This window comes from Ammoniphilus resinae, assembly GCF_017873965.1.
Taxonomy (GTDB): Bacteria; Bacillota; Bacilli; order Aneurinibacillales; family RAOX-1; genus Ammoniphilus_A; species Ammoniphilus_A resinae.
In genome coordinates this window covers 57,331-75,737 of record NZ_JAGGKT010000016.1, presented here as the reverse complement: position 1 = coordinate 75,737, position 18,407 = coordinate 57,331, and the positions used below count along the sequence as shown (strand labels likewise).

The 18,407-nt window shown below is 46.3% G+C and carries 22 protein-coding genes and 1 riboswitch; of the genes, 6 read left to right on the top strand and 16 right to left on the bottom strand.

Features of this window, described 5'->3' with window-relative positions:
* Positions 1-28 precede the first annotated feature (28 nt).
* Genes J2Z37_RS20160 through J2Z37_RS20150 form a run of 3 tightly spaced genes read right to left on the bottom strand, consistent with a single transcriptional unit; the run spans position 29 to position 2,641 of the window.
* Positions 29-913, bottom strand: coding sequence for a response regulator (locus tag J2Z37_RS20160; RefSeq protein WP_209812113.1), 885 nt, complete (start codon positions 911-913; stop codon positions 29-31).
* A complete protein-coding gene (locus tag J2Z37_RS20155; RefSeq protein WP_209812112.1) occupies positions 914-2,128 on the bottom strand; it encodes a sensor histidine kinase in 1,215 nt (404 codons plus the stop codon).
* Positions 2,129-2,146: 18 nt separating this feature from the next.
* Positions 2,147-2,641 carry a VanZ family protein gene (locus tag J2Z37_RS20150; RefSeq protein WP_280922245.1) on the bottom strand — a complete coding sequence of 165 codons (495 nt, stop codon included), beginning with the start codon at positions 2,639-2,641 and terminating at the stop codon, positions 2,147-2,149.
* A gap of 247 nt (positions 2,642-2,888) precedes the next feature.
* On the opposite strand from J2Z37_RS20150, the gene J2Z37_RS20145 reads away from it, so the two are divergent.
* Complete coding sequence (locus J2Z37_RS20145) at positions 2,889-3,392, top strand: hypothetical protein (protein ID WP_209812110.1); 504 nt, start codon at positions 2,889-2,891, stop codon at positions 3,390-3,392.
* A 603-nt stretch (positions 3,393-3,995) separates the two neighbouring features.
* Here the strand turns inward: J2Z37_RS20145 and J2Z37_RS20140 are convergent.
* The 6 genes from J2Z37_RS20140 to J2Z37_RS20115 form a co-directional block, all read right to left on the bottom strand.
* Positions 3,996-4,136, bottom strand: a complete 141-nt coding sequence (locus J2Z37_RS20140) for a hypothetical protein (protein WP_209812109.1) — start codon at positions 4,134-4,136, stop codon at positions 3,996-3,998.
* Between the two features lie 10 nt (positions 4,137-4,146).
* On the bottom strand, positions 4,147-5,559 hold the full coding sequence (locus tag J2Z37_RS20135) for an FAD-linked oxidase C-terminal domain-containing protein (RefSeq protein WP_209812108.1): 1,413 nt from the start codon (positions 5,557-5,559) through the stop codon (positions 4,147-4,149).
* A complete protein-coding gene (locus tag J2Z37_RS20130; RefSeq protein ID WP_209812107.1) occupies positions 5,556-6,902 on the bottom strand; it encodes a (Fe-S)-binding protein in 1,347 nt (448 codons plus the stop codon). Before J2Z37_RS20130 ends, J2Z37_RS20135 begins: the two co-directional genes overlap by 4 nt.
* A gap of 1 nt (position 6,903) precedes the next feature.
* Positions 6,904-8,196 carry an FAD-binding oxidoreductase gene (locus J2Z37_RS20125; RefSeq protein WP_209812106.1) on the bottom strand — a complete coding sequence of 431 codons (1,293 nt, stop codon included), beginning with the start codon at positions 8,194-8,196 and terminating at the stop codon, positions 6,904-6,906.
* Positions 8,183-8,917, bottom strand: coding sequence for a FadR/GntR family transcriptional regulator (locus tag J2Z37_RS20120; RefSeq protein ID WP_342453860.1), 735 nt, complete (start codon positions 8,915-8,917; stop codon positions 8,183-8,185). Before J2Z37_RS20120 ends, J2Z37_RS20125 begins: the two co-directional genes overlap by 14 nt.
* A 272-nt stretch (positions 8,918-9,189) precedes the next feature.
* Positions 9,190-9,429, bottom strand: a complete 240-nt coding sequence (locus J2Z37_RS20115; protein WP_209812105.1) for a YkuS family protein — start codon at positions 9,427-9,429, stop codon at positions 9,190-9,192.
* A gap of 231 nt (positions 9,430-9,660) precedes the next feature.
* Positions 9,661-9,755, top strand: a riboswitch (cyclic di-GMP riboswitch).
* Positions 9,756-9,784: 29 nt separating this feature from the next.
* Between J2Z37_RS20115 and J2Z37_RS20110 the strand changes: the two genes are divergently transcribed.
* On the top strand, positions 9,785-9,931 hold the full coding sequence (locus tag J2Z37_RS20110) for an anti-repressor SinI family protein (protein WP_245204006.1): 147 nt from the start codon (positions 9,785-9,787) through the stop codon (positions 9,929-9,931).
* Positions 9,932-10,117: 186 nt separating this feature from the next.
* Entirely contained in the window at positions 10,118-10,546 is a 429-nt protein-coding gene (locus J2Z37_RS20105) for a universal stress protein (RefSeq protein ID WP_209812104.1), read from the top strand.
* Positions 10,547-11,188: 642 nt separating this feature from the next.
* Here J2Z37_RS20105 and J2Z37_RS20100 read toward each other — a convergent pair.
* Positions 11,189-12,373 carry a pyridoxal-phosphate-dependent aminotransferase family protein gene (locus J2Z37_RS20100; protein ID WP_209812103.1) on the bottom strand — a complete coding sequence of 395 codons (1,185 nt, stop codon included), beginning with the start codon at positions 12,371-12,373 and terminating at the stop codon, positions 11,189-11,191.
* 132 nt (positions 12,374-12,505) lie between these two features.
* Here J2Z37_RS20100 and J2Z37_RS20095 point away from each other — a divergent pair, with 132 nt between their 5' ends.
* Positions 12,506-12,901: a hypothetical protein gene (locus tag J2Z37_RS20095; RefSeq protein ID WP_209812102.1), complete on the top strand. Its 396-nt coding sequence runs from the start codon at positions 12,506-12,508 to the stop codon at positions 12,899-12,901.
* Here the strand turns inward: J2Z37_RS20095 and J2Z37_RS20090 are convergent.
* The 4 genes from J2Z37_RS20090 to J2Z37_RS20075 all read right to left on the bottom strand — a co-directional run bounded on the left by J2Z37_RS20090 (position 12,891) and on the right by J2Z37_RS20075 (position 16,590).
* Positions 12,891-13,931, bottom strand: coding sequence for a phosphodiester glycosidase family protein (locus J2Z37_RS20090; RefSeq protein ID WP_425340342.1), 1,041 nt, complete (start codon positions 13,929-13,931; stop codon positions 12,891-12,893). The genes J2Z37_RS20095 and J2Z37_RS20090 overlap by 11 nt on opposite strands.
* Entirely contained in the window at positions 13,921-14,337 is a 417-nt protein-coding gene (locus J2Z37_RS20085; RefSeq protein ID WP_209812101.1) for a coiled-coil domain-containing protein, read from the bottom strand. The genes J2Z37_RS20090 and J2Z37_RS20085 overlap by 11 nt, the downstream gene beginning before the upstream one ends.
* 109 nt (positions 14,338-14,446) lie before the next feature.
* Positions 14,447-15,898 carry a sensor histidine kinase gene (locus J2Z37_RS20080; RefSeq protein WP_209812100.1) on the bottom strand — a complete coding sequence of 484 codons (1,452 nt, stop codon included), beginning with the start codon at positions 15,896-15,898 and terminating at the stop codon, positions 14,447-14,449.
* Positions 15,895-16,590 carry a response regulator transcription factor gene (locus J2Z37_RS20075; RefSeq protein WP_209812099.1) on the bottom strand — a complete coding sequence of 232 codons (696 nt, stop codon included), beginning with the start codon at positions 16,588-16,590 and terminating at the stop codon, positions 15,895-15,897. The genes J2Z37_RS20080 and J2Z37_RS20075 overlap by 4 nt, the downstream gene beginning before the upstream one ends.
* Before the next feature lie 208 nt (positions 16,591-16,798).
* On the opposite strand from J2Z37_RS20075, the gene J2Z37_RS20070 reads away from it, so the two are divergent.
* Positions 16,799-17,173 (top strand): hypothetical protein, encoded by a 375-nt coding sequence (locus tag J2Z37_RS20070; protein ID WP_209812098.1) that lies wholly within the window; start codon positions 16,799-16,801, stop codon positions 17,171-17,173.
* Positions 17,136-17,618 (top strand): type II toxin-antitoxin system VapC family toxin, encoded by a 483-nt coding sequence (locus J2Z37_RS20065; protein ID WP_209812097.1) that lies wholly within the window; start codon positions 17,136-17,138, stop codon positions 17,616-17,618. The genes J2Z37_RS20070 and J2Z37_RS20065 overlap by 38 nt, the downstream gene beginning before the upstream one ends.
* 51 nt (positions 17,619-17,669) lie before the next feature.
* Here the strand turns inward: J2Z37_RS20065 and J2Z37_RS20060 are convergent, their stop codons facing one another.
* Positions 17,670-17,981, bottom strand: coding sequence for a hypothetical protein (locus tag J2Z37_RS20060; protein ID WP_209812096.1), 312 nt, complete (start codon positions 17,979-17,981; stop codon positions 17,670-17,672).
* 17 nt (positions 17,982-17,998) lie between these two features.
* On the bottom strand, positions 17,999-18,301 hold the full coding sequence (locus tag J2Z37_RS20055) for a hypothetical protein (RefSeq protein ID WP_209812095.1): 303 nt from the start codon (positions 18,299-18,301) through the stop codon (positions 17,999-18,001).
* Positions 18,302-18,407 lie beyond the last annotated feature (106 nt).

The following is an 18,407-nucleotide window of genomic DNA, read 5'->3' as shown; positions in this document are numbered from 1 at the left end:
AGCAAATGTAAATTTTTTTTGAAGAAAATTATGGATAAAGCAATTTGTCCTGGACTTCGATATAGAGCAACTGAAGGAATTTCTTAATATTCACCTTTGTTTTTGTCGATGCTTCTTCGTTCTCCATTTCCCGCATTCGTTGCCGTACATCCTGAAAATCAAAAAAACGTGTGGCATAATGTTCAAACTTGGGGTGGGTGTAATCCATCAAACCGAGAGATGAGAGATGGTCCATGGCGGCAAAGATCGCGCGGCGAACTCGCTGCTCGATCGCTTTGCTTTCTTTTCCCTGATCTTGTTCAGGCTTGTTGCGCTGGGCGATGACTTCGTACAATTCCTTCAAGGGTGGCATCGACATTGGATCCACTTGCGTGAGTTGCAAGTATTCAATAATAGAAATGAGATCCTGGCTTCCCGACTCCCCTGCGATTCCCATATCGTTAAGAATACTTAGAACTGCGCTGCGGGCACTCACTTTGGGTTTATTTCTCGTCTCCATTCCAGCCAGGGATTCTTTAATTACAGTGAGAGACCGCTTCAGAATCAGCTGATCTTTTATTTTTTGTAAAAGGGTCTCAACCTCAATCCGATTGATTGGCTTATGGATGAAAAATTCTACCCCTTTTTGATAGGCTTCTCCAACCATCTCTTTATTAGTCACCTGCGAGATCATGATGAAATATCCGTTAAACCCTTTTTGCTTCAGCCGATCCATCGTTTCTAGTCCATCCTGCTCAGGCATTAGCAAATCGATCAAGACGACTTCCGGGTGAAGCTGCAAAATTAAATTCTCTGCCTCCACCCCATTTTCTGCGGTTCCGAGCACTTGCCCGATTTCTTTTTCCTCTATTATTTTTTGCAGCATCCGGCGGCTGCTAGCATCATCATCGACAATAAAAAAATGAAAGGACATTTATAGTTCACCTCTTTTCACCTGGGTTATGGGTATGGTCAGGGTGCATGTTGTCCCCTCAGGAGTTGATTTGATTTCGATCGTTCCTTTTAGGGTTAAGATAATATCCTCCACGTGGGAAAGGCCGATGCCTGTAGCAGCGACTCCTTCTTCATTAAATTTAGTAGTAAAACCGGGTTCAAAAATGAGCTCGAGATCCTCTTCGGTGATTCCCGGACCATTGTCTCGAATGGAAAATTGCAGATTTGCGTTGAATGGGTTTACTTCAATAGAGATTGCCCCACTGCCTCTAATAGCCTCTACTGCATTGGCAACCAGGTTATTCAATATAGTTAATAGCGGTAGATAACGGTCTGTTGCGAAATCCTCTATTTGTTGAGTGACAGTAAAATGGATCTGTCTGCCTAATCTCTCACTGTATTTTTCGTTTGCATGTATGACAAATTCCAACAGCTCGGAAAGCTTCATCGTTTGTTTGTTATCGTCTAGGTAGAGTTTCGAAAGGCCGGCAAGAATACGCTGTGAATCCTTCTTGACCTCATGGATTTCCTGTGCGATCTGCAAGGCTTGTCTGCTCCATTTGGGATGTTCTGACTTCCTTAACTTTTGGTACAAATCATGACTCAGCGCCATAATGGACTCGATATTTTCCATCGATTTTTTTAGATAAAGGGTCTCAGCATAGAGTCCGGATCCTGTTTTCAGTACTTGCTCCATACGTTTGCTTTGATCCTTCAGGACAAGACCGCTATAGATTCCTACGACAAAGTAGCTGCGAAAAATGGCGACCCCCATCAACATCAACCATTCTTCAGACTGGAACTGGGTTGATCGCAGAATATGCTCTACACCGTTGACGACAAATTCCAGCGCTGAGATCATTCCCCCTAAAAACAGCGGCTCTGTCCGATATTTTTGCGGTTTGATCAGGACGAGTCCGATAGCATAGAGGATATAAAAGACAAATGCTGGATAATGGGCGTGTAAGCTTAGTCCTAGGGAAGGGGTACCTTCTAGGATGAAGTCCTTGATTAAGCGAAACACGAGGACGGTGAGTCCGGTGAGAATTCCTGTGCGTAAATAGGACTTCGGCTGCTCAATTAAGTTTAATAGAAAAAAAACGGTGCTTCCCAGTCCGAATCGGAAGGCTTCACCGCTGAACGGTACTACTTTAAATTCGCCGGCAAGGGCAGTCAAAATCGCGATATACAACACTTTAGCCTATCGCCTCCACTACACATGCTTCCCTTTTTTCAGGAAGAACAACCTTTGGAGGAAGATAAAAATCAGCAAGCCAAGCAAAATCCCAAATGAATCGATGAACACGTCATGAATTTTCGGGGTTCTATTAGGGGTGAACGCCTGATGCCACTCATCGCTCATTGCATACAAAAAGGTGATAAGGAAGGAGATGAAGTAGCTCAATCTGCCGATTCGCCGCCAGGTTAAACGGACAGCCCATTGAATGAGAATGGCTAGCACGGTATACACAAACACATGCGCACCCTTACGAACGAAAAATTCTACAAACCCCGGCACCCCTTTTGTCTGGATGCTCACTTCACTCCCGGCGTAGTTGACTTTGATATGGGAGAAATTTTCTTTAATGAACGTTTCCGGAAGCTTATCCTTCAGCCATGGCCGCATGTCCTGCTGTTGATAAGGCTGTGAGGAGAACGAAAAAATAAGAAGCATCCATAGTAATGCGGGTAACCAATATTTGAACATAAGGCTCCTTTCTTTATGCATGAATGATTTTGAAAAAGCCTGTCTACCTAATTTCTGTCTTGGCAACCTGATTTCCTGCTTGAAAATATTTTCAGGGGCAGTTGATAAGGGTTCTTGTGGGATTAATGGGGAGGATTTTTCGAGGGATTTTTGGGATTTGGGGAGGGGGAGTTTTTGGTCGTATTTACACCTTGCCAAGCATATAAATGAAGGGGACAGACAATTTTCGAAAGGGGGCCTGGAGTTCATGCTGTGGAGAAAGCGAGGGGTCTTGGGTAAACCATCTATACCTTTTGGACCGTTGATATTGGCAATGGTTGTGTTGTTGCTGATTTCTGGTATTTTCTATCTCTTCAGAGGCCCAGCCCCCCTATATCATAAGGAATTAACAGTACCAAGAGAGGTTGTTGAACAGTTTTATCGCTATGAGCAACAAGGGGATTTTGGAAGCTCCTGGGAACTGATGCACTCACAAATGAAAGAAAAGCTGGATAAGAAGAGGTATATCCAATGGGGCGCGAAATTTTTTATGGATGAATTTGGTGTGGATACATTCGGATTCACGGTGGAATCTATAAAGCATTTGCCATCTTGGCAGATGTCCCCCTCAGCGACGAAGCTCGCGAATGTGTATCAATTTAGGGTGACCCAAACATACCGTAGTAAATATTTTGGGATTTTTGCAGTCAATCGGGATGTGTTTGTTGGCGATGATAACGGCAAGCTCCGCGTTTTGTGGGCCTTCCCTTAGGGGAAGGCCTTTTTGGTAATATTTTGTTAGCGGGGGAGTGGCAAACTTTCGTGTTCCTGTTGGCACTCTCCCATTGGGTCAGTTCAAAACTTGAGCCGTCTCCACTGGAATTGATCTTTATAACCTGGATGAAGTTCAATTCCTAAGCCATCTCCACTGGAATTGATCTTCATAACCTGGATGAAGTTCAATTCCTAAGCCATCTCCACTGGAATTGTTCTTCATAACCCGGATGAAGTTCAATTCCTGAGCTGTCTCCACTGGAATTGATCTTCATAACCTGGATGAAGTTCAATTCCTGAGCCGTCTCCACTGGAATTGATCTTCATAACCTGGATGAAGATCATTTCCCGAGCTGTCTCCACTGGAATTGATCTTCATAACCTGGATGAAGATCATTTCCTGAGCTGTCTCCACCGAAATTGTTCTTCATAACCTGGATGAAGTTCAATTCCTGAGCCATCTCCACTGGAATTGATCTTTATAACCTGGATGAAGTTCAATTCCTGAGCCGTCTCCACTGGAGTTGATCTTCATAGCCCGGATGAAGTTCAAATCCTAAGCCGTCTCCACTGGAATTGATCTTCATAACCTGGATGAAGTTCAATTCCTGAGCTGTCTCCACTGGAATTGATCTTCATAACCCGGATGAAGTTCAAATCCTGAGCCGTCTCCACTGGAATTGATCTTCATAGCCGCCATAAAGGACACCCACCAGGTAAAACCAAGGTAAATGTCCTTCATAGTCAGTCCCCTACCTCGCCACCCGCATCTCCGCGCATCGGCTTGGTTTTGGGAACAGCTTGTCGGGGTTGAGCAGGTTGTTTGGGTTGAACACATCGCGAATGCAAAGTTGAGCCTCGAGTTCTTCTTCGGTAAATACAAAGCACATTTCATTCTGCTTTTCAATTCCCACGCCGTGTTCCCCAGTGATCGAACCGCCAACATCTGCACATACTTTCAAAACGGCCGATCCGACTTTTACTGCGAGCTCGGTCTCACCCGGTTTTCTTGCATCGTACAAAATGAGCGGGTGGAGGTTTCCGTCTCCTGCATGGAATACATTGGCGATGCGCAGTCCGGATTCTTCACTAATTTGCCTGATTTTCTCCAGCACTTCAGGTAATCGGCTGCGCGGAATTACGCCATCTTGCACCAAGTAATCGGGAGAAATGGCTCCCATTGCAGGAAAAGCGGTTTTCCGGTTGGCCCACCAGCTCGCTCGTTCGCGATCGTTTTCTGCTACTTTGACCTGGGTGACCTTCCGGTGCTTGCAAACCTCGATGATCTCGTCAATTTGATCATCAATTCCAGCGGCGATGCCATCGACCTCAATCAACAGCAGCGCTTCTAGACCTTTCGGGTGTCCGACGGGGAAGTTTCCAGCCTCGACAGCTTCTATGGCGGTTTTATCCATCATTTCCAGAGCGGCAGGGACAATGCCCGCAGCAATGATATCAGAAACAGCATGGCTTGCATCCTCGACCTGATCGAAGTAGGCAAGAACAGTCTTTTTGCCTTCTGGATTTTTTAGAATCCGCACGGTAATTTCCGTGACAATCCCCAGGGTTCCTTCCGATCCCGTCAAAATCCCCATCAAATCATATCCTGGCATATCGGGTGCACCGCCAATTTCTACGATCTCTCCATTTGCCAGGACGAGCTGCATTCCAAGAATATGGTTCGTGGTCACCCCGTATTTCAGACAATGGGCACCGCCAGCGTTCTCTGCAACATTTCCACCGATAGTGCAAGCATATTGGCTAGAAGGATCTGGGGCATAGTAGTACCCTTTGCTCGCCACCGAATTAGTTAGCTTCAGGTTAACAAATCCTGGTTGGACAACTGCTAAGCGATTTTGCAAATCGACATGGATAAGCTTGCGCATTTTCACGAGGCTCAATATCACTTCCCCGCTCAATGGAATCGCCCCTCCGCTTAACCCAGTCCCGGCCCCCCGTGGGATAAAGGGGACTTCATTTTCGTAGAGATATTTTACGATTTTTGAAACTTCTTCTGTTGAAGTTGGAAAAACGACGGCCCGTGGGGCCCGCTTGTGAACGGTATAGCCGTCACACTCATAGGCCAGAAGGTCCTCTGGGCGATACAAGGCAGCATCTCGGCCTACAAGATCGATTAATCCTTGAACAATCACATCCCTGATCATCCCCGGTCCTCCTTTTCCTCATTTTCATAAGCCCAATCTAGCATTTGTACGGTATGAACGATTTTTTGTCCATTTCCATGCTTCATCACACCGATACTCATCTGTAGCATACATCCAGGATTCCCCATGGAGATCATCTCCACATTCGATGGCACATGGCACATTTTTTCCTGCAGAACCTTCCCCGCCATATCTGGTTTCACCAAATTATAAATCCCTGCACTGCCACAGCAGCGATCCGCTTCAGGCATCTCCACCAATTCGACACCGGGGATTTCCCGCAGGATTTGTCTTGGTTCCGAACGAACCCCTTGACCATGAGCCAAGTGACATGCATCGTGATAGGTTAGCTTTGTGTCAAGACGCCCTCTAGGCTTTTCATATCCCTGGTCCACCAAAAACTTAGAAACATCCTCAATTTTTTCGGAAAACTGTTCAGCTTTCTCGTGGTACGCAGGGTCGTTTTGCAGCAGTTCCGGATACTCCTTTAAGGCACAGCCGCAACCTGCAGCGTTTACGACAATTTTATCGACATCAGCCGCGAGAAAAGCATCAATATTCTGTCTAGCAAGTCGTTTGCCTTCCTCGCGATCGCCTGCGTGGATATGTAGGGCCCCACAGCAGCGCTGTTCACGGGGAACAACGACCTCATAGCCATTGCGGGTCAACACGCGAACCGTTGCTTCATTGATATTGCCGAACATCACGTCCATCACACAGCCGGTCAACAGGGCTACCCGTTGTTTCGCCGCTGCATCCCCTTTTGCTGGGATGACTTCGGGGTATTTCTTCTTCACCGGATCGGAAACCGTTGGCATAACTGATTCCATATCTGCCAGATGGGGCGGCATGATCTTCATTAAACCTGTTTTCCGTACCACCTTTTGTAGGCCGGATTTTTGGTAAACCTTGAGTAACCCTCCTATTGTATGGAGCCGGTTCGGATGTGGAAATACGCCACGGAGGAAGAGTTTGTTCACCTTCGCTTTCCACCCGGTCAACGGCATCGCTTGGCGGATCTGCCCGCGAGCAGACTCAATCAGGGAGCCAACCTGGACCCCAGATGGACAAGCGGTTTCACAGGCCCGACAATCCAAGCAGGTGAAAATCGGGTTTTCAAACGCCTCGTTAATTTTCAATTTACCTTCTGCGACAGACTTAATGAGATGGACGCGGCCTCGCGGGGATTGGTGTTCATGCCCAGTTTCTAGGTATGTTGGGCATGACTCCAAACACATACCGCAGTGCACACATGCTGAATATTTGTCCTCATCCGGCGGATCTTCCCAAAGATAATTGCTTCTGGACTCACAAGGTGGTTCCATCTTTAATGGCATACTCATTCTAGATCCCTCCTACAAAGCGACTTGGATTTAAAATGCGTTTTGGATCAATGGCTTTTTTAATCCCTTCAAGCAGGGCAAAGTACGGCGGCCTTTTCCCCCAGACATCGAGTTCACGTCTCACTGCCAGCGGGGCATGCTGAATGATCACATAGGCTGCCTTTTCTGATGCTCGGAGTTGATCGATAAAGCCGGCATACTTCGCTAGATCTCCACCGCCGACATAGGCCTTTGCAATTCCATGACCTAATCCGCCATGTGCCTCCACCTGAACCCCCAGCTTTTCACCTAGTTCATGGCAGCTTACAAGAAGGTCCAGCGCGTCCAAGTTTTTGCTACCAATTTTTAGGGCGATTCGTGAATCGATGTCTGTGCCCGGAATGACGGCTGGTGCAAGTTCGGAAAAGCGTCTCCACCAGTTTCGTGCATCTTCTTGATCGATGTGATCAATCACCGCATTCTCCGGTTTATGCGTATGAACCCAATCTTCCTGGTAGTGCACCGCTTTTTCTACATCCTCAAAAGCAATGGCTAGGGCATACTGCTCTTTTCCATTTAGTAGAAAGTTTGTGGAAGGACTGAGTACCTCTAGCGAAACTGGCTCGATCATCGAATCTAGCAAACTGATCGCAAATGGGAGTACATTCTGCACCTGTGGAAGATGGAGAATGACAAGACTTTCGTATTTTGGCACCGGGCGCAGCTTGAGGGTGATTTCCGTAAGAACGGCCAAGGTTCCCATCGAGCCGATAAATAATTTATTCATGTCATAACCGGCGACATTTTTCACGACTTTTCCACCTGTGCGTAAGACTTTTCCATCCGGGTAGACCAATCTTGTACCGATCACCAAATCCCTTGCTGATCCATAGCGAAGTCTTTTCGCACCACTGTCATTCGCCGCAATCACTCCTCCAATCGTCGCATGACTCGGCCACATTGGGTCAAGGGGCAGCATTTGCTGGTGTTTCCCCAGGTATTCACTCAATTCCTGCATCGTAGTCCCTGCGCGAACGGTCAGCGTCATGTCCCCCTCGGAGTATTCCACGACACCTTTGTAATCAGCAAGGGAAAGAAGGATATCCGCCTTTTCCTCTGTTCCCCCGAATCCCCTTTTTGTACCGCCTCCCACTGGGATGACTGACAAGGATTGTTCATGTGCGTATTTTAAAATGGCCGATATTTCTTCTTCTGTTCTGGGAGAAATCAGATATTCCCCCCAGTTTCCAATGTCGTCTGAATCTTCCTTGATCGATTGGATCCGTGCTTCTTCTACTACACTACTCAGCAGCATAGGAGCCTCCTTCAGCATAAGTATGGGACTGATTGCTTAGCAACTGTTCTACAAAATTCAGGTGATCTAACATCGTGATGCGCGCGGTGTCTGGGTCTTTTGCTGAGATGGCATCATAAATGGCGACGTGCTGTTGAAAAACTTTGTTGGTTAAAAGGGGGTCAGAAAAAATCAGCCGATGACAATCGATGATGGCTTTTTTCATGGTCGTAGACAGGGTGTTTGTGAGATGGACTAAAATTTCATTTCCTGTGGCTTCAGCAAGTGTCGTGTGAAAGTCAAAATCCAGCTTCCATCCTTCGACGGTTGGCGTCTGTTCGAGCTCAGTAATAATCGCGTTAATCTTTTGTAAATGGGATTCCCTGCGATGGGTTGCTGCCAGTTCAGCCATTCCCGACTCTAGAATTTTTCGTACGGCAAAAAGCTGCTTGATATTCTTCTTCTCTAAAAGATGGATTTGATGAAAGAGTGATGTGCCATCCCACCGGCTGACAAAGCTCCCATCCCCCTGCTTCACATCCACTAACCCTTTTCCCTTTAGGGATGTGATGGCGTCGCGTACCGCAGATCTTCCCACGGCGAACATTTCGCAGAGCTCCCTTACGGAAGGAAGTTTTTGTCCCGGTTTAAAACTGCCTGAATGGATCCACTCCTCGATTTGCTTTTCGATGATTTCGGAAACTTTTTGTGTTGTAATTTTTTCGACTTTCAGGCTGATCACCTCCCCAAGGGTCTGTTATCAGATATCTGATAGGTAGATATATACTGATTATTTCATCTTTTTATGTGGTAGTCAATTATGAATTTTCAGATGTATGTGGGTGGTTTGAGGACACGCGTCTGTTGACTATCCCATTTTCTCAGCTTTTTGTCGAAAATAATTCCTGTACAGGGTATGGGGTGTTTGTTATTATATTTGTGGGAACACAAGTTCTTATTATCTACAATGTAAAAAGAGGCCCGACCTCTTGGCCAGCCTCTTTAAAAATTCTATTAAGAAAAACTACGGTTTACCTGTTCGACTACTTCTTGCGGAGTCATACCCTGGGCATTAATAACAGATGAGTTTGTGGCTACATCCGCCATCCCCATTACATCTTTGTCTTGTCCAGAAATGACGCAAGCATCACATTGCTGTGCATTCTCAGCTTCCAAATCCACGACTTCATGACCGCTGTTTTGAAGCTGCTGCTTCACATCACTTAATGTTGCTTCTACACCAATTCGCGCCATGTTTTCCATCACCTCCCATCTACACAATAATACTTTGAGCAGAACTGGTAAGAAATATTCCGCAAAATTTCAACATCCTTACACATTTCACCGCTGAAATTACGAATTTTAAACCTTTTTGTTACAATTTCAAAATATAAAGAAAAATTAATTCACATCGACACTTTTTTCACGATCAAACGACATTCTTTTTGAATCGAATCGATTATTATAATAAATGATTGGATGTGCATCAGAAAAAGGCAAACTCGTCGAAAGGCGGGGACGCAAAGTCACGGGTCTAAGGTGATCCTTTTCATCTTCACTAGGACGGCCGGATTACCTGTATAAATGTTCCTTGGGAGGGATTTACGGGATGGAAGTGGAAGAAAAGGAAATCATTTTGACAGTGGATGAAGAATGGGTAGAATTATTGAAATTAGCACGTGATATGGGCATTACTCCCGAGGAAGTCCGTGCATTCTTGAGACAGTCGTCAAAGTCCGTTTATCAATCGGCTTAATACAAATAAACTAGAATCGGGGTACGGCAGGCTTCATGAAAATGGGGCCGCTTTTTTTTGTTAACGCAACACAATTGCCACAATTAAGAGTTAAATGTGTGATATTTGTCACACCTATAAATTGCCACCCCACTTACTATTAAGGTAGTTCAAAATTTTAAATTCTATTGAAAGCTGGTGGTCGTGATGTTATGTTCAAGAATTCTTGTCGCTTATGACGGTTCGGAATTAGGTAATAAAGCGTTGAAAACAGCGATTGAATTGGCAAAAGCAAATGAGAAGATTGAGATGGATGTCCTTCACGTTGTGGAAGTTCCAGTGCTCTATGGCGAATTCCTTGTAGCTGAGCCAAACCTTCGTGAAACAGCCTTGAAATATGGAAAGGAAACGTTGGAACAAATCAAAGACACCCTAGATGCCATCCCGAACAAAACTCGCACCTTCATTGGAGAAGGACAACCAGCGCAAACCATACTAGACCATGCCCAGGCAAATGATTGTGACTTAATCGTAATGGGAAGCCGCGGACTAGGCGCCTTCAAAGAACTATTCCTCGGAAGCGTCAGCCATAATGTGGCGCAACAATCTCCTGTTCCGGTTTTCATTGTTAAATAGAAGGAGGGGGGGCTCCCAAGTTGGGGAGAGACCCTTTTTTTGTAGGGACTCGGTCCTGATTCGGACTCACTACCGGTTTCCTCCTTGCTCAGTCCGAATCAGGCCCGGTTTCGGACTCACTCTCGAGGTTTCCTCCTTGCTCAGTCCGAATCAAGCCCGGTTTCGGACTCACTCTCGAGGTTTCCTCCTCGCTCAGTCCGAATCATGCCTGATTTCGGACTCACTCTCGAGGTTTCCTCCTTGCTCAGTCCGAATCATGCCTGGTTTCGGACTCACTCTCGAGGTTTCCTCCTCGCTCAGTCCAAATCAAGCCTGGTTTCAGACTCACTCTCAAGGTTTCCTCCTTGCTCAGTCCGAATCAGGCCCGGTTTCGGACTCACTCTCGAGGTTTCCTCCTTGCTCAGTCCGAATCAAGCCCGGTTTCGGACTCACTCTCGAGTTTTCCTCCTCGCTCAGTCCGAATCATACCCGGTTTCGGACTCACTCTCGAGTTTTCCTCCTCGCTCAGTCCGAATCAGGGTTATGGAGGACCCTTCATCGAGAGTCAAAACATCCATTGGGTCCTTGAAAAGATGGTCATTACCTCCCTAACAGAAAAAAGACCAACCCACAGGGTCAGCCTTCAACTTTCCTTCCATTCACCTAAACACTCGAACATTCCTTCAACTGGCTTTGATAGACCTCATGAAACGTACGCACCGCGAAATCGCGTGCATCGGGCTGGCCGAGCTCGACCAACGTGTCCCCAATCAAGCGGATCGCCTTCCCGAACATCTCCTCCGTGACGTTGCCCATGTGCCCGATGCGGAAGGCCTTTCCAGCTAACGACGCAAGCGCACCGGCGACGACGACGCCCTTATCCGCCAATGATTTGCGGAATGCTGCATCGTCCACGCCCTGAGGATAAAGGATACAGCTTAAAGTTGGTGCGGCCACTTCTTCCGTAGCCAAAGCCTTCATCCCATAGACTCCAAGGGCTTCACGCACAGCCCGACCCAACGCCCGGTGGCGGCGATACCTTGCCTCTAGTCCTTCGGCCATTACAATCTCAAGTCCCTTATTCAACGCATAGATCATATTGACTGGCGGTGTGGCGTAATATTTGCCAGGATTGTTCATGATCGGAAGCCAATTTTTGATATCCGTATAGTAGGCTGATATCTGTCCAAGCTCTTCGCGTGCCGCCAATGCCGACCTGTTAAAAGCGACAATTCCTAATCCCGGCGGTACACCAATGGCTTTTTGTGAACCGGTCAAAACGATATCGATTTTGGCACCACCATTGCCATACCCTTTACACATGTTCTCTTCTACACCTGCTGCTGCACAAACACCGTCAAGGATAAAAAGAGCACCCGCCTCTTTCACAACAGGCACTAATGCTTCCAGGTCTGCCGCCACTCCCGTCGATGTATCGACATGTGTCACCGTAACGGCTTTAAATCCGCCCTCGGCTAGCTTCTGCCTAACCTGTTCGGGATCGATTTGCTTTCCCCATTCTGCTTGAAGCGCTTCCACTTCCATTCCGAAAGCTCTTCCTAAATCAATAAATCGGTCCCCGAAATAGCCTTGGCTCACCACCAACAGCTTCTCACCGGGTGCAACAACATTTACTATCGCCATCTCCATAGCCAATGTCCCGGAACCAGCAATAATAAATACCTCTCCATCGGTCTGAAAAAGGTCTTTTGTCTTTTGAATCGCTTCTGAAAAAATACGAACAAAACGTGGATCTGTATGTGCCCAGGTTTCACTTGACAAGGCATCGTAGATTTCATCAATAACAGGGGTGGGGCCAGGAATGAACAGCATTTCTTTGTTTGGCATGGTATCCTTCTCCTTCTTTTCCTTCTATTCTTAACATTTTATCTTCTCTACCTCTTCTGTTATTCCTCTTTTCTGAAAACAGAAAACTAACATTTCGACAAAACTAGTGAATTTCCCACCAAGGAATCTCATTTGCCTCTAGCGAATAAGAATGAGAATGCAGAAAAAGAACGCAAAGAGGTGAACACCATGCCGCAGCAGTGGGAGCCCTTGTTGGAACATCCCTTATTCGACGTCATCATCCAGGAGATTCGAAAATTTCCTTTTATCAATCACATCTCGATCCATGCGAGTTTTAATAATATTGCCTACCAAGGTGATACATCGACCAAAAGCTTTATACAACAGTTCAAAAATGCGTTTGACGATGACGTCAACAAAATGACGGAGTTTTTTCATCGTTATATAAAAGAGGAAATCGATTCTGCCCCCAAAATTGCGGTTGAAACAGAACCAATTTCCTCCGAGATTTGTCAATCCATTTTAACGTTAAGTTTCCCCTTTTTCATTAAGTCCCTTAAGGGATAACCACTAGATTTGTGGTGACGCGCCGCTGCCTTCCATCCGAAGGGCGGTTTAAAATTTGTCCGTTGTAATAAAAAGCGCTAGATCCCCCGCCGTCAAGGTTATAGGCGTCTTTCACGTGGAATTCCAGCAGCTTGTCCTGCGCCTCTTCCAAGGTAACGCCGCTGCTCCAGCCTTTTCTACGGCCATCGATGACGATGATCAAGAGATCCCCGTTGGTGAAATGCCCGATTAACGTCCGAGGGTGCTTCGCGTTCGCCCACTCCCGCGGGATGGGCTGCTTTTTCCCATCTTTTAAGAGGGTTGGTAGAAAGCTCGCGCCTTGGAGTACCCCCATTTTCTCCAATTGGGCCTTGGATGTAACCTTCCCGCCGACCAATCGACCTTGCTCGTTAAAGCCCACAAAGTCTAAATCTTGATAAGTATAAAAGGTTTTAATTTTGCCATCCACAACCGTTATCCCGATCGGAAATAGCTTGCCATTGGCATCCTTTCCAAATCCACCGGCATTGACTGCAAGCACCGCCCCTTTACGTTTGGCCGCTTGGCTTGTTGTTTCCCCATAGGGATCGTCAGTTAATACCATCTTAAGAGCTTTGGGATTTTTCAGATGGACCTTGGCCATATAACCTCGGTAGCCCGATTCCTCAAGCGAGTACACTTTGACCGTTGCATTGTCTCCAAAAGTCTGACCTACCGGATCGCCTAGCAAATTAGAGAGAATTTCATCGAGCACACTGAGTGATTTGGCATTCTGTGTTTCACTAAGGGCGAGAAGCTCGTTCACCTTTTCATGATGTTCCTCCGCTGCCTTCTGCTCTTTTTTGGCCGCCTCATGAATCCGCCCCAAGGTCTCTTTCGTTACTGTGATTCCTTCATTAATCCCCTGTACCTGTGCGGAAGCTTGTTCGATAGGAAGCTGCAGCTGTGTCCATTCCGCAGACAAGATCGGGTTTTCCTGATAAAAAGCGAAGAAGAAGCCAATTACCGGTGCCGCTAAAAAAAACATAAACAGCTGCCATTTACTGAACACGGATTGCTTCCTCCAGTTGTTTGAGGGAATTCTTCAAAGAGGCAAGCTGCTTGTCCAACGCCGCCATACGACTTTCCAAAGCCTGCTTGGTTTCATTTGTCCCATTGATCGTTTCATCGGTCATCGCCAATTCTTCCTGAATGGCCGATAATTCCTCCTGAACTTTCCCCAACTCCCCTTGTAGAGCCCCAATCTTTTCCTCATTATGTTGGTTCACTTCGGCAATTCGTTCATCAATATAGCTTTGTGTATTTTGAATATAGTGCTCAGCAACTTTATATCCTCCGAATAAGAGACCCGCCCATAGAATAACCCCAATTATAATCGGGATGGCAGGATGAATCGCTCTCCGCTTTCTTTTCCGCTGCGGACTGGTTTCACTTTGTATTGGAACAGATGTCTCCATAGCTGTGCCCCCCTTTTTCTCTTCTATTTTACCATGTTTTGTCGAATCGTGTTGGCGATAAAGCAAAAAAGGGACTGACATCCTTTTGGGATGCAGTTCCTTTTCTTGTTTAAGCTGAGTGCCGTTTGGCTTCAGCTTTGGGAAGCCAAACCGAGAAAGTAGTCCCCTCTCCTAAACTGCTTTTTACCGAAATCCGTCCATCATGCAGTTCAGTCAGCTTTTTCACAATGGAAAGGCCCAACCCTGTACCCTTGTTTGCCTTTGAGCGGCCGCGATCGACTTTAAAAAACCGCTCCCAAATACGGTCCAGGTCTCCTTCCGAGATTCCAATTCCGGTATCGGCTACATCCACCCGAACGAAGTCCCCTTCCGATTTTGCCTGCAAACGAATTTCCCCGTTCTCCGTGAACTTCACTGCATTTTTGAGGAGATTTTTAAAGATTTGCACCACCCTATCTTTATCTGCAAAAACCATGGGTAATGATTCCTCCGGGATCGATAGTTTTAATTCTGTTGCCTTCTCTGACGCCTCTTCTTCCAAAGTAAAAGATACCTTTTTCAACACTTCCCCAAGGTCAACAGGGGCCTTATATAAAGTCACTTCTTCATTTTCCAATTTGACCAGATCCATCAGGTCATCGACTAGCCGGTTTAAGTGCAGCGATTCCTGATACATTACCTGGTAATACTTTTGCCTTGATTCTTCCCCTTCCACTAACCCGTCCTGCAAAGCTTCCAAGAATCCTTGCATAGCCGTCAACGGCGTCCGCAGCTCGTGGGAGATATTGGCGATGAAATCGGTGCGGATCTTTTCCTGCCGTTCTCGATCCTGCTCAACCGTTTGTAGCTTAGCAGCCAACTTGTTAATCGTCTGGGCGAGATCTCCGATCTCATCTGGATTGCTAATCGATACCCGCTGATTATAATTTCCGGTGCCAATTTCCACCGCTGTTCGCTCGATTTTTCTTAAGGGAAGGGAGATCGACCAGGACAAGTAGGACACCATCGCCGTCGTGATCAGAACGCCCAGCAAAGTGACCCAAAGCGTGGTTTCTCGCATAAAACCAAAGGTCTTATTAATCCCCTCCACCGGAGAATGCAGGACGATCCCGCCATAGATCATATCCTTCTTCCCCCAGGGGACCACGACGGAAAGCATCGGTTTATCCAGGCCCTCAAACTGTTCAAGTTCAGATACGACCTGCTTTCCTTTCAACACTTTGCTAACCATCGATTCGGCCACGGACTTTCCGATAAAGACTTCATCCTCCATCGAACTGGCCACAATTTTACCAGAACGATCAAACAGCCAGATTCTTGTATCGAAAGATTGGTCAAAAAAAGCAAGTAGGTTCTGCACCTCTTGATTCGGTAAAGGCAGATCCTGAATGGCAAGATTAACATTTTTCGCTTTGCGGACAAGTTCCTCCTGTGTGACATCGTAAAAATGGTCCTTGGCAAAATAAGAAATGGCAAATCCTACGGCGCCAAGCCCGAACAGGACAATTACCAGATAGCTTACCAAAAGGCGGCGAAACAGGCTTTTATTGATCCACTTCATGGCTTCGCAACCTCAAATTTGTAGCCAACCCCCCACATCGTGTGAATGCAATCCATTTTTAAGTTGCTAAGCTTCTGTCGAATCTTTTTAATATGCACGTCAACCGTGCGAATATCGCCGAAGAAATCATATCCCCAGGTTTGTTCCAGCAACTGCTCTCTTGTAAAGACAATCCCCGGTGATTTCGCCATCTGCATTAAAAGATCGAATTCCTTTGGCCTGAAGGCGACTTTTTCCCCTTTTACTATGACTTCCCGGCGCTCCGGGTCAATGGTTAGATCCGTAAATTCCAATCGATTGGTCTCCATTTCGGTTTTCTCCCGCGGTTGGGTGCGGCGAAAAATGGCTTTCATCCTAGCAACCAGCTCCCGCGGACTAAAAGGTTTGGTTATATAATCATCAGCTCCCAGCTCCAAGCCGAGAACCCGATCCACCTCTTCTTCCTTGGCGGTCAACATAATAATGGGGACATCCGATGTTTTGCGAATCTCCCGACACACCTCAAACCCATCCATCTCGGGCATCATCACATCAAGGATCAGCATATCCGGGGCCTGACTCTGTGCAAGTTCAATGCCCGCCTGCCCATGCTCTGCCTCAATGAGCTCGATCTGATGCTTAGTGAAATATAGACGTACAATTTCACGTACATTTGGGTCATCATCAACAAGCAATACCTTTGTATTGATCATTTTCTAACCCTCCTTTGGTGAACAGTCTTTACACTATTCGAAAGCACCTTGTGATAAATGTATGGAAAAGATATGAACAATTTGTGAACTTTTTATGATCCTTTTATGTTTTTTACTTTTGACAGTCAAAATAGGGCTTTTGTCCCCGAATGGTTTAAGTGGTAATTTCGACATCATTAGGCAATATTTGCAAATGGAGGTGCTTGTCTTGAGGAATCAATTAAATGCACTTTATGATAAACTTCTTGATCAATGGCACGGATTGCGACGTGAAAGAGGCTCCCGGAGGAGGGACCGATCGAGTGAGTTTCGGCGCTCTGTGTTAACGGAAGAGGACTTGGAAAAGTTGGAGCGGATTGCGCAAAAGAAAAAGCTTTCGGTTCCTGAACTGTTGCAGCACGCGGTGAGTTCTTATTGTCAGGAATCAGATCAAATGCTTAAAGTGAAAATCAGCGAGGAACAAAAAGAAAGAAATCCGCTGCTTCGATTGCGCGGACTCGCTTCAACATCTCGGCCAAAAACGGAAATGCAAGGAGTTGATCTTTATGAATCCGACGACCTCGACCTTACCCTTATCAGGTAACAAAGTCATCTTTCTTGATAAATCTGCACTGCTTGTCTTTATGGATCAACACCACCCCCAACACGGGAAGGCTGTTTCCTATTTTTTAGAGTGGGATGATCTGGAGCGTCCGCTTGTGACTTTGAATTTCATTGTGTATGAATTACATCAATGGCTTCTTGAACACTCTGGTTATGATCACGCACAGTTCTTCTTAAATGTGGTGCAAAAGGCGGAGCAAAACGGGGTGCTAACCGTCCTCTCCGTAGATGAGGATCTAGAGCGCGAAGCCCTGCAAATGATCACCGACCAGCCACAATATGAGCTAAGCTTTATGAAGGCTTGTATCCTTTTGGTCATGGGACAGTTGGAAATCAAGCGAATCTTTTCGTTTGACCCTTTTTATAAAGGGGTTGTGAAGTATTTTCCCTATATTCAACTGATCCCGAGTGGTAAGGGGGACTGACAGTCCCCCCTGCTCGACACAAAAAGATAGGGTTGCCCGCTTGGGGCAACCCTATCTTTTGCAGTTTAGAAATAGTTGGATAAAGGATTCATCGCTCGTTGATTGATCTAATGCTTCCATCATTGGCTCATAGCAATCTGCAAAAATCATATCCTGGAGCATCTTGACCATAGCGATTGCCTCGTAATGCTGGAGTTGGTGCTGATCCTGAAAGATCTGGATGATCTCGTCGATGACTTTTTTTATTCTGTGATGTTCTACCGGATTATGCAGCACCTTTTCCAACGAGATTTCGCTCATGACTGTCGTGATGTTTTCGCGTTCTTTAGGCGATACTTCGCTCAGATATTGTTGTAATTCCAAAGATGCTCACCTTACAATTAGTTTTGTGGTGCTGTATCAGCGCCTGCGTCCGTACCAGCGTCAGCACCTGTATCGGCACCAGCATCAGCACCCGCGTCTGTACCAGCATCAGCTCCATCTGTTGCCCCAGCATCTGGTGTAGTATCCCCTGCTTCAGGAGCTGGTGCTGGCGCTATGTCACCACCCGTTGGTGCAGCCGGTGCTTCCGTTTCCGTTCCGCCCGGAACTGCTGGATCCTGTGAATCTCCTTCGCTCGAACATCCTACCATTAATGCAAAGGCCAAAGCTCCTGTTAGTAAACTTAAGAAGAATTTTTTCATCTTATCAAACACCCCTTTAGTAGTTAATAGCTTTCCTAATGAATTAGGATTGAGTATAAGTCTACCCAAGGGTTATTTCCATTCAATTTCCAATTTGTGAAAGGAT